7 protein-coding genes and 1 pseudogene are annotated in these 9328 nt (G+C 34.3%); all 8 read right to left on the bottom strand.

The genetic code is table 11. From position 1 onward, the window contains the following. Nucleotides 1–367 precede the first annotated feature (367 nt). Nucleotides 368–802 carry a hypothetical protein gene (locus tag B0A67_RS24330; RefSeq protein ID WP_072965255.1) on the bottom strand — a complete coding sequence of 145 codons (435 nt, stop codon included), beginning with the start codon at nt 800–802 and terminating at the stop codon, nt 368–370. Nucleotides 803–1127: 325 nt separating this feature from the next. Further along, complete coding sequence (locus tag B0A67_RS24325; RefSeq protein ID WP_072965261.1) at nt 1128–3062, bottom strand: OmpA family protein; 1935 nt, start codon at nt 3060–3062, stop codon at nt 1128–1130. A gap of 10 nt (nt 3063–3072) precedes the next feature. Beyond that, a complete protein-coding gene (locus B0A67_RS24320; RefSeq protein WP_072965256.1) occupies nt 3073–3990 on the bottom strand; it encodes a PorP/SprF family type IX secretion system membrane protein in 918 nt (305 codons plus the stop codon). 117 nt (nt 3991–4107) lie between these two features. Beyond that, nucleotides 4108–5364, bottom strand: coding sequence for a gliding motility-associated C-terminal domain-containing protein (locus tag B0A67_RS24315; protein WP_072965257.1), 1257 nt, complete (start codon nt 5362–5364; stop codon nt 4108–4110). 64 nt (nt 5365–5428) lie between these two features. Next, a complete protein-coding gene (locus B0A67_RS24310; RefSeq protein ID WP_072965258.1) occupies nt 5429–6247 on the bottom strand; it encodes a hypothetical protein in 819 nt (272 codons plus the stop codon). Beyond that, the gene (locus B0A67_RS24305; protein ID WP_072965259.1) at nt 6244–7026 is read right to left on the bottom strand and encodes a hypothetical protein; all 783 of its coding nucleotides are present in this window, start codon (nt 7024–7026) and stop codon (nt 6244–6246) included. Before B0A67_RS24305 ends, B0A67_RS24310 begins: the two co-directional genes overlap by 4 nt. Further along, nucleotides 7026–7880 (bottom strand): hypothetical protein, encoded by an 855-nt coding sequence (locus B0A67_RS24300; protein ID WP_123887481.1) that lies wholly within the window; start codon nt 7878–7880, stop codon nt 7026–7028. Before B0A67_RS24300 ends, B0A67_RS24305 begins: the two co-directional genes overlap by 1 nt. A gap of 59 nt (nt 7881–7939) precedes the next feature. Then, a pseudogene (locus tag B0A67_RS25090) lies at nt 7940–9328 on the bottom strand (collagen-like protein); the annotation flags it as partial.

Here is a 9328-nt window from a genome sequence, read left to right as displayed (position 1 = left end):
GCAAAGCGGGTGCAAAAGTACATAATGTTTTCATATTTCCAATACTTTTCAAAGCACTTTTTTCAATGTTTTTTAAAACTTTTTCCTAACTCATTGATAATTCAATATTTAAATTTTAAATATTTTTACACATTTAAAGAATTATCCTACTTCCCGTGTTCTTTTAGCAATAATACTATTTGAATGAGCCCGCTTTTTACTAATTCTATATCATAATGAGTGTTTAACAGCAACTCTAATACATTATATATGTAGCAAAATAACTTTGCTCTTATGACTTCCTATAAATCTTGTCCCCAGTAATTCATTAAATGTTAATCTACCTAAAAGCACTTCATTAAATAAGTTTTAAAAAACTAAATCTTAATTACACAAAAAAAAGTATTGTTTTGAAAAACCCATGGGATTGCTTTTTAGATGCATGGGAACTACTATCATTATTAAATTTAGGTTGCGGGGTATTTTTAAAATGTGCTTTTAAATCCTTAATGACTTCCCTTTTTGTCTTATAGCCATCTAGCGTAATTAAATCAAAAATCTCTTCTATAAAAGTGGAGTTTGCATACAATTGCTCATTAAACAGACATACCAAAATATTTGCACCTCTTTTTTCTAAATTTAAGAATTCTATTAATTCTGATTTATTATACACAACGTGTACAAATCGATCAATATCCGTAAATTCAGTTTCATTATCTTTTAAAGAAGTTTCTACAAACTGAAATTCATTTACAAGGTCTTTTTTAAATATCTTTAAGAAAGCTTCATTTTGATCTCGTACTAAAACTTTTTCCTTTTTCATTATCAATTTCTCTACAGCTGTTAAATACTAAAATTGTATTATCATCTTTCTTCTTAAATATAATCCTGAAGAAGTAAAAAATGCCTGCAAAGATATAACGACGAAATAACCTCTAATGCCCTAATAAGGCATATAACCATTAGAATAAGTCTTTTTTTTATTTGGGACTGCTATTCATAAAAGCAGTACAACTCAAGAAATACTCAATTTATTAAAATATTTAGACAGTGCATTAAAACAAGTAAGACCGCTAAAGAAGCGGTCTTCACTATAAAGAAATTATAAAAAATATTGAACTAATTATTAAAAATGGCTGTTTTAATACTTATAGTGCGGTAATAATAAATTCGCTTCGTCTATTCATTTGATGCTGTTCTTCAGTACAGTTTACGCCATCAGAACATCCATTGATTAGCCGGGTTTCTCCGTATCCTTTACCTGTAAGTCTATTTGGCGCAATACCATTTTTAACAAGCCATTTTATAGTCGATTTGGCTCTTCTTTCTGACAACTGCTCATTGTATACATGTGTTTGACGGCTGTCTGTATGAGAACGAATATCCAATTTCATTGCAGGATACTGATTCAGTACATCTAATATTTTTTCTAAATCTAAAGCTGCTTCTGCACGAATATTAGATTTATCGAGATCAAAATAAATCATCTTTATACCAAAACATTTTCCTAAATCATCGCCTATTGTTACCTGACAACCTGATTTATCTAAAGCAATCGGCAAATTAGTTTTACCATTTTCAGATGCGATCGTAACACTAACTTCTTTTGTCGTGTAATCGCTTTTTTCTGCTCTCACATTATAGATTTTACCACATTCTACAGCAAAAGTATAATATCCTGCCTGGTCTGTTATTGCAGAACCTTTTAATCTCATTTGATTGTCATATAGAGAAACTTTTGCTCCTGATAGAATAACTCCCGTTAGAGCATCTGTAATGATTCCGCTTAATTCCTGGACACATTGCAACCTTTTGGTTTCTAATAGTTTATAAATATCATCTGATCCCATTCCGCCCTCTTTGTTTGAGGAAAAAAAACCTTTTCGGGATTTTGAATCTATTATAAATGCAAAATCATCTTGTGGGGAATTGATATCTGCTCCAACATTTTGAACTACACCGATACCATTTTCTTCTATTTTCGCTACAAATATATCTAAACCACCAAGGCCAGGATGTCCGTCTGAGGCAAAATAAATTTCGTTTTCATCTGTTACATATGGGAATGTTTCTTTTCCTTCTGTATTGATCGCCGGGCCTAAATTTTCAGGAGTGCCATAGCCTCCATTGCTATCAATTGTCACTTTATACAAATCAGACTGTCCCATTGTTCCAGGCATATCTGATGCAAAATAGAGTGTTTTTTCATCCGGACTAAGTGCAGGGTGCGCGGTGCTATAATTATTACTGTCAAACGGAAGTTCTGCTATATTATCCCATTTGCCATTTTCAAGTGTAGCTTTATATATTTTAATTAAAGTAGTTCTATTGCCATCTTTTCCCTTTTTACCATCGATATAATTGTTTCTTGTAAAATAAACTGTCTTGCCGTCTTTTGTAAAAGCGGGAGTCGATTCGTGAAATTTAGAATTTATTTTTGATTTTATTTTTTTTGGTGCGGCGGGATTGAAATCCTTATCAATATCCGATTCGTACAGATTGGTGAAATATTCGCCTGTCCATTTGTGCTTGCGCTGTCCGAGACTGCCCGTATCTCTGGCCGAAGTAAAAATTAATTTGTTTTGATAAAATGCAGTTCCATAATCTGAATACTTACTATTTATTCCGGCATCTTCGACATGATAACGACCTGAATTGGCCTTAATTTCTTCTGCATAATTCCTGTCTGCTTCATAGCGTTCTGCTCTTGTATCATTTTTTGATTTTTGGTTAAACAAATCCAGGATTTGATTTGCTTTTACCGTATTTCCTGTTGACTTTAGGGATTGTGCATATCGATAATAATATTCCGGTTCTACTTCACTATTCATTGCAAATAATTCACCATAACATTTTGCTGCTTTATCAAACTCAGAATTAAAATAAAATGAATTAGCCAGTTTTTTAAACAAGTCTTCTGATTTATATCCTTTTTCAGCAATTCGCTCGTATGTTTTAATGGCATCGATATAGGCATAATTATCATATTTTTTATCTGCCGAAGCTGTTTTATTCTTTTGCGAATAACCATTAAAGGAAAAAACACTTATTAATGTGAGGTAAAGGAGTATATATTTTTTCATTTTATTTTTTTTAGAAGAAACGAGGGGTTGTAATTTTACCATAGTTTTTAAGGAATTCATATCGCAGGAATATCTCATGCGACCCTGAATTGTAATGTCTTAAAGATGTGGTCTCATGATCGTAACCATATCCTAAATAAAGACCATCTGATATTTGAAATCCGACCATAGCGCTCAATGCTGCGCTCCATCTATAAGCAACTCCAACAACAAATTTATCCGCAAACATAAAATTGGCCGAAACGTCTACTTGCAAAGGAGCGCCTTCTACCATTTTAGTTAATAAAGCGGGTTTAAATTTTATGTATTGGTATTTATCCAGATCAAACACATAACCGGCAATTAAATAATAGTTGATTTTATCTTTAAAAATAGCGATGTCATTGTCATTATAGCGATTTGTTTCGATAAAATTAGGAATTGACAAACCGATATAAGCTTTATCAGAATGCCAATAAACTCCTGCTCCTACATTAGGAGTAAGTTTATTGTTTAAATTTTGAAATTGAGGATCTGCCTGATTTTCCATATTTAATTTATTAACATCGAGGTTAAACAAATTGGCAGTTCCTTTTATACCAAAAGAAAGTTTGAAATCTGCAGATGTCTGAATCGTATAGGAAAGGTCAGCAGAAAAGGTATTTTCATTAGTTGGACCAATTTTATCGTTGACTACTGAAACACCTATTCCAAGATTACTATTGTTTATCGGGCTATTTACAGAAAAACTGCTTGTCTCTGGTGCTCCGTCTAACCCGACCCATTGTGTACGGTATAACCCAAAAACGCTCAAAGCTCCTCGAGATCCTGCATATGCCGGATTAATGCTTATGGTATTATACATATATTGTGTAAATTGAGCGTCTTGCTGTGCTGTACATAAAAACCCTGTCAACATCATAACCACTGTAAAAAATTTTAATCTCATGTTTTTGTTTTTAATAATTCATCACAATTCAATCCGTACCTTATCAGAAATAATCTTAGTGTTTTTTTTTGACGTTTTATAATTATTTATTGAAAGGTGCTAATCTACTGAACAAGATTAATCTATGTTTAAGTACAGATATCCTGCTTTCTTAATGGTTTGGGAATTCGTTCCGGAATATTTGACGTTCAGAATATAGAAATAGGTTCCTGTTGGCAGGAATTTATCTTTTGATACTGTTACTCTTCCTTCAGAATACCCTTTGAAGACATTTCCGTTAGAACCATAATTGTTTGTTTCAAAAACTTTTACACCCCAGCGGTTGTATATTTCTACCGTGTTATCTGCTGAACATTCTGTTAATCCATCAATTTTGAAATAATCGTTTTTATTGTCTCCATTTGGTGATACTGCATTATAAATCGTTAGCGAGCTGCATGGTAAAACAATACTATCATCAACTCTTGCGGTTGTAAATACATTGTATCCTGAAACATTTATGGGTGTTGTTACTGTTTTTTTATCAGTATCTACAATCCCCCCCTCATCAATCCAAAGTTTTTTTGACTCATCCCAACGAACAATATGGATTGAACTTTGTGGAGATGCAACTATATCTTCGGGTGTTGTTGATGTTTCGTCCCAACTTAAAGTAAGTATGACATCCGAATTCCCTGCAGTTTTATCTAACGTCCAGTATTCCTGATTGTTTATAATAGTGATTCCTTCCGCCTTATCGTTATGTGAATATAATGCATCCGAATTTTCATAAAAATACTTTCCTGTAAAACTGCTTACTATTTCGGCTGGTGCTGAAATGCCCGAAAATCGGTACTTATTTTTGTCTCCTATTGGATAAATAAAAGCATCTTTTCCATTTTTTTTCACTTTACCATCTACAAAACTATTATCACTAACATTGAGAGATTCGGCTCCTTTTTCAAAGACTAACAAACCTCCATAATTATCGTCATCAATAATTCCTTTCTGAAAATCTGCTTTTCCTGAAATACTTACTTCATTAGACAAAAGAAAGGCAGGCTGTACATTGCTGTTTTTAAACTCGGCATTATACCATTCCATAGGCGAAGTGCCTGAAATATTCTGAGATTCAGACAAACCTCTCATTCGGGTAATACCTTTGGTTGAACCGGGAGAAAAAGTAACAAGACCGTCGTTATTATAATGACTGTAAACAAAAAAATCTCCGTCATTAAATAAGTTACCATTATTCTTATTATCCATAGCACCAACCGTAGACAGAACTGTTCCCTCAGATATATATAAATCTCCAATATTGACTGTTTGCGCTGTTATGATTCTACTAAACAATAACAACAGCGTTAGAAGAATATATTTATTTTTTAATTTCATAGTTTACTATTATTAGGTAAAACTTATAACTTATGTTGAACTTAAATTGCAGGTTATTTTATAGCTATTCAAACATCTTATAAAAATTAACCACTAAACCCGCCTGATTTGTTCTTGTTGCAACATTTGTGGTTGCTCCGGCACCATGTTTCAATAAAACCTTTACTGCTTGCTGGCTGTCTAGTTTAAATACAAAAGAATATTTATATCCTTGTACACTATTTGCTCCATAAGTAGAAACACTTGACGCTGTTTTTAAATCAGTTAACATTGTTACACTTGATGTAGTAGAACTTCCGGTAACAATCGCTGCCTCTAATACAAACAAGTGTGAATTATCTACTAAAAAACCACTATCCGGAGCATCTGGAGCGACACAATCAAAAGAGATATCTACTTTATAAGTTCCAGCAGGTAATGTAACATCAGTGCCGGTTGGGTTTGCGCTTCCAAGAGTGTTGATATACTGTGTTCCATTAGTACTACTAAAACTGATAAAGTTATTAGCTGTTCCTGATGGTATCAATTGTTTAGATAAATCTCCTAAACCGCTTATATAAGTACCTGCGATTTTTAAATTTAAAATTTGATCCATCTCGCTATTTACAATCATCCTATTCCATTTTTCACCATCCCAGTAATAATATCCGCGGGCAAAAGTACCTCCAAGGTTAAAAATTAAAGAACCTTTCTGCGGACCAGCAACTGCAATAACATTATCTGTTAAACTCGTTAATGTATATTGCGGAGTTACTACACCCCGATCTGTAGCCGTAACATCCAAAGCCGCTGAGGCATCGGGTGTTCTTGTATTTATTCCCGTTTGAGCAAATGCACTAAAACTAAATAGGCTAACTGCTAAAAATATAATTGCTCTGATCATGGTAATGACTTTTCAATGTTTATAAACGCATTATCTATATTTATAGTTCCGATGTAGGTCCCGCCGGCTCTTCTTGCCAATTGAAATTGAAAAGAGTCAGCAGCAGTCAATTCAAAAGAAAAAACGAATGTTAGTGCATGCTTTTTAGTTCCTGATGTATTTGAAATTTCATTTAATTGAACTTCCGGCCCCAGCATTTTACTTCCATTCCATAACCTACTGGAATAAAAGTGAGCTTGTGTCTTTATAGCTCCACCAATACCGCTTGTTGTGGCTTCGTTTGTAGAAATATTAAAACTAACATTTACTACATATTTACCTGGTTGTAATGTTATTTTACTGTTTCCATCATCTGAAATGCCAATTCCTGAATTATTAAAAAGTTTTGTAAATCCGGTAATATTAGAATAGGCTATAGATATTGTTTTTGTTTCTGAAGCCGTTTTAGTAAAAATGGCATTAACAACAGAATTTTCACGGGTTGCCATTAGACTCCAAACACCATTATCAAAAATGTAATAACCCTGTAATTGTGTTGTTCCAATATTATATACAATTAAACCGGCAGCAGGAGAAGCTATAGGATTTACTATATCAGTCAAAGTAGTCAAAGCAACTCTTGGTGGTAAAAAAGCTTTCTTAGTTGTATTGTTTGATAAATCTAAAACCGCTGAAGCATGACCGGTCTGAGCATTTACTACTGCTGTTCCTTGTGCAAAATTTAGCGCAGGAATTGCAATTATGATTAACACTACTATTTTTTTTATAGTTGCTTTCATTATTTCAGTTTTGTTAATTTATAATAAGAACCACCGGGTATAATGTAAACCAGATCATTATGTGATGATCCCGACCTTCTACCCAGTGCAACTGTTAAACTAGAAACTGGATTCGTCACATTATCTGGCAGTGTAAAAGTGGTATTGAAGGTTACTCTATGATTTTGATTTGCCTGAGATAATACTGCTCTTTCTACTCTTGCACTATTTGTTACTATTCCGGTAACTGTTACATTAGTCTTAATATCTGTATAATAGCCCATATTATAATATGTTGACCCAGTTAAAACTGATCCTCTTCCTGAATCCGGTGCAGGTGCTGTAATTAAAAAAGAAATTTCAATCATATAAACACCCGATCCTAAATTGACTGTAAGTCCACCCCCCGAGTTGTTTCCAACATCAAGACTAGGCATGTAACCTGAACTTTGAATAACCAAAGCATTACCATTACTATTGTTAATTAATGTGCTCTGTCCGGGAACCAAATTATTAAGTGCCGCAAAATTTGAACCCGTCATACCAATCACCGCTGTTTTTGGGGTTTCTTTAAAAAACAAATGAGAGTTCCAACTACCCGCTCCTGAATTTACCGAAGCATCCCAGTGAAACAATGTTTTTTTGGTTAATGTATTCGTATTATAAATCAACAAACCATCTTTTGGAGCAACCGTTATTGGAATTTTTAATGTTATATCCGTTACACTTAAACGAGGGATTAACAGACCTTTATTACCCGAAGATATTTCCATGTTTGCCGAAGCATCCGGATTTCTTGTATTTACTCCTGTTTGAGCATTTGATTTAAATGCAGCGATAAGAAATACGAAAGAAATGGTAATTATTTTTTTCATGATAATCATTTTGTAAATGAGAATTACAGGAGAAGTTTCCTCCTGTAATTCATTTTTATTTATTTCTTAAGTAATAACTTTTCTAGCTGTTCTAAACGATCGTTTGTTTCTTTCGATGCTTTTTTAAGAGTATCGATTTCTATTTGTTGCTGATCGATTATTTCTTTTTGCTCAATAGTATGCAAGTACAACTCTTCTATTTTCTCTAAACTTTGTATTGATAGTTTTGTCATATCGAAGGTATAACCATTCTCTGCTTTTCTTAATTCATCAATTGAAGCAACACCCGGTAAATGGTGGTTCGCTTTAATAAACTCTTTCACATAATTTAATGATCTAAATTCGTAATCCGGATTAATTACCGATTGACCTATAAAGTACTTTTCGAAAACATAATCGGCATAAACACTATTAGCTGTCCATATTTTTCCTGTAGTAGAAATATCTCCAGCCACATGGAATTTAGGGGTAATCGTTGCTGTCCCTACTGTGAATGAAGGAATTGTATTTGTACCAATAGCTACTGCGCCTGTTTGATAAATATTCTGAGTATTAGTTGTCGCTTTTGTTACACTTCCTTGTACTTGCCAAGGTTCTAAAGTTGTGATATCTAATCCTACTGTTGATGATGCTACACCATTAATTGTTGATATAAGATTATTACCACTTAGAATCAAAGTATTACTATTAATAATATTAGCTGTTGGACTCAAAGTATTAACAGTACTGGTAAGTAAATTACCAGCCGAGCTTAATGTATGTGCAATGGTTTGAGGGGTAGAAGGACCTGTATCACCTTTTGGTCCTTGTAAACCGGTATCTCCTTTTGGCCCTTGTAAACCTGTTGCTCCAGTTTCTCCTTTTGCTCCAACTGCTCCATCTTTTCCTGCTGCTCCAGTCAATCCTGTAGGGCCTTGCGACCCTGTGGCTCCAGTTAAACCGATTGGTCCAACTGCTCCGTCTTTTCCTGCTGCTCCAGTCAATCCTGTAGAACCTTGTGGACCTGTATCTCCTTTTGGTCCTTGTAAACCTGTAGCTCCAGTATCTCCTTTTGGCCCTTGTGAACCTGTGGCTCCAGTTAAACCAATCGGTCCCTGAACTCCAACATCTCCTTTTGGACCTACAGCACCTGTATCGCCTTTTGCTCCTTGTAAACCTGTAGCTCCGGTTGCTCCAGTTAAACCGATTGGCCCCTGAGCTCCAACGTCTCCTTTTAATCCTTGTGGACCTACAGCACCTGTATCTCCTTTTGGACCTTGTGGACCTACAGGGCCAGTTAACCCGATTGAACCTTGAGGACCTGTTGCTCCATCTTTTCCATTTTTAACTGTAACCGAATTTCCTGATCCATCGGTAATCGTTGAACTTCCGTCTCCATTATCTTTTACTGTTACTGATTTCCCATCAACTCCATTAGTTCCGTTTGTTCCATTTTTAACTGTAACCGA

The organism is Flavobacterium aquidurense (assembly GCF_002217195.1).
GTDB lineage: Bacteria > Bacteroidota > Bacteroidia > Flavobacteriales > Flavobacteriaceae > Flavobacterium > Flavobacterium frigidimaris.
This window is presented reverse-complemented; position numbering and strand designations above follow the sequence as displayed.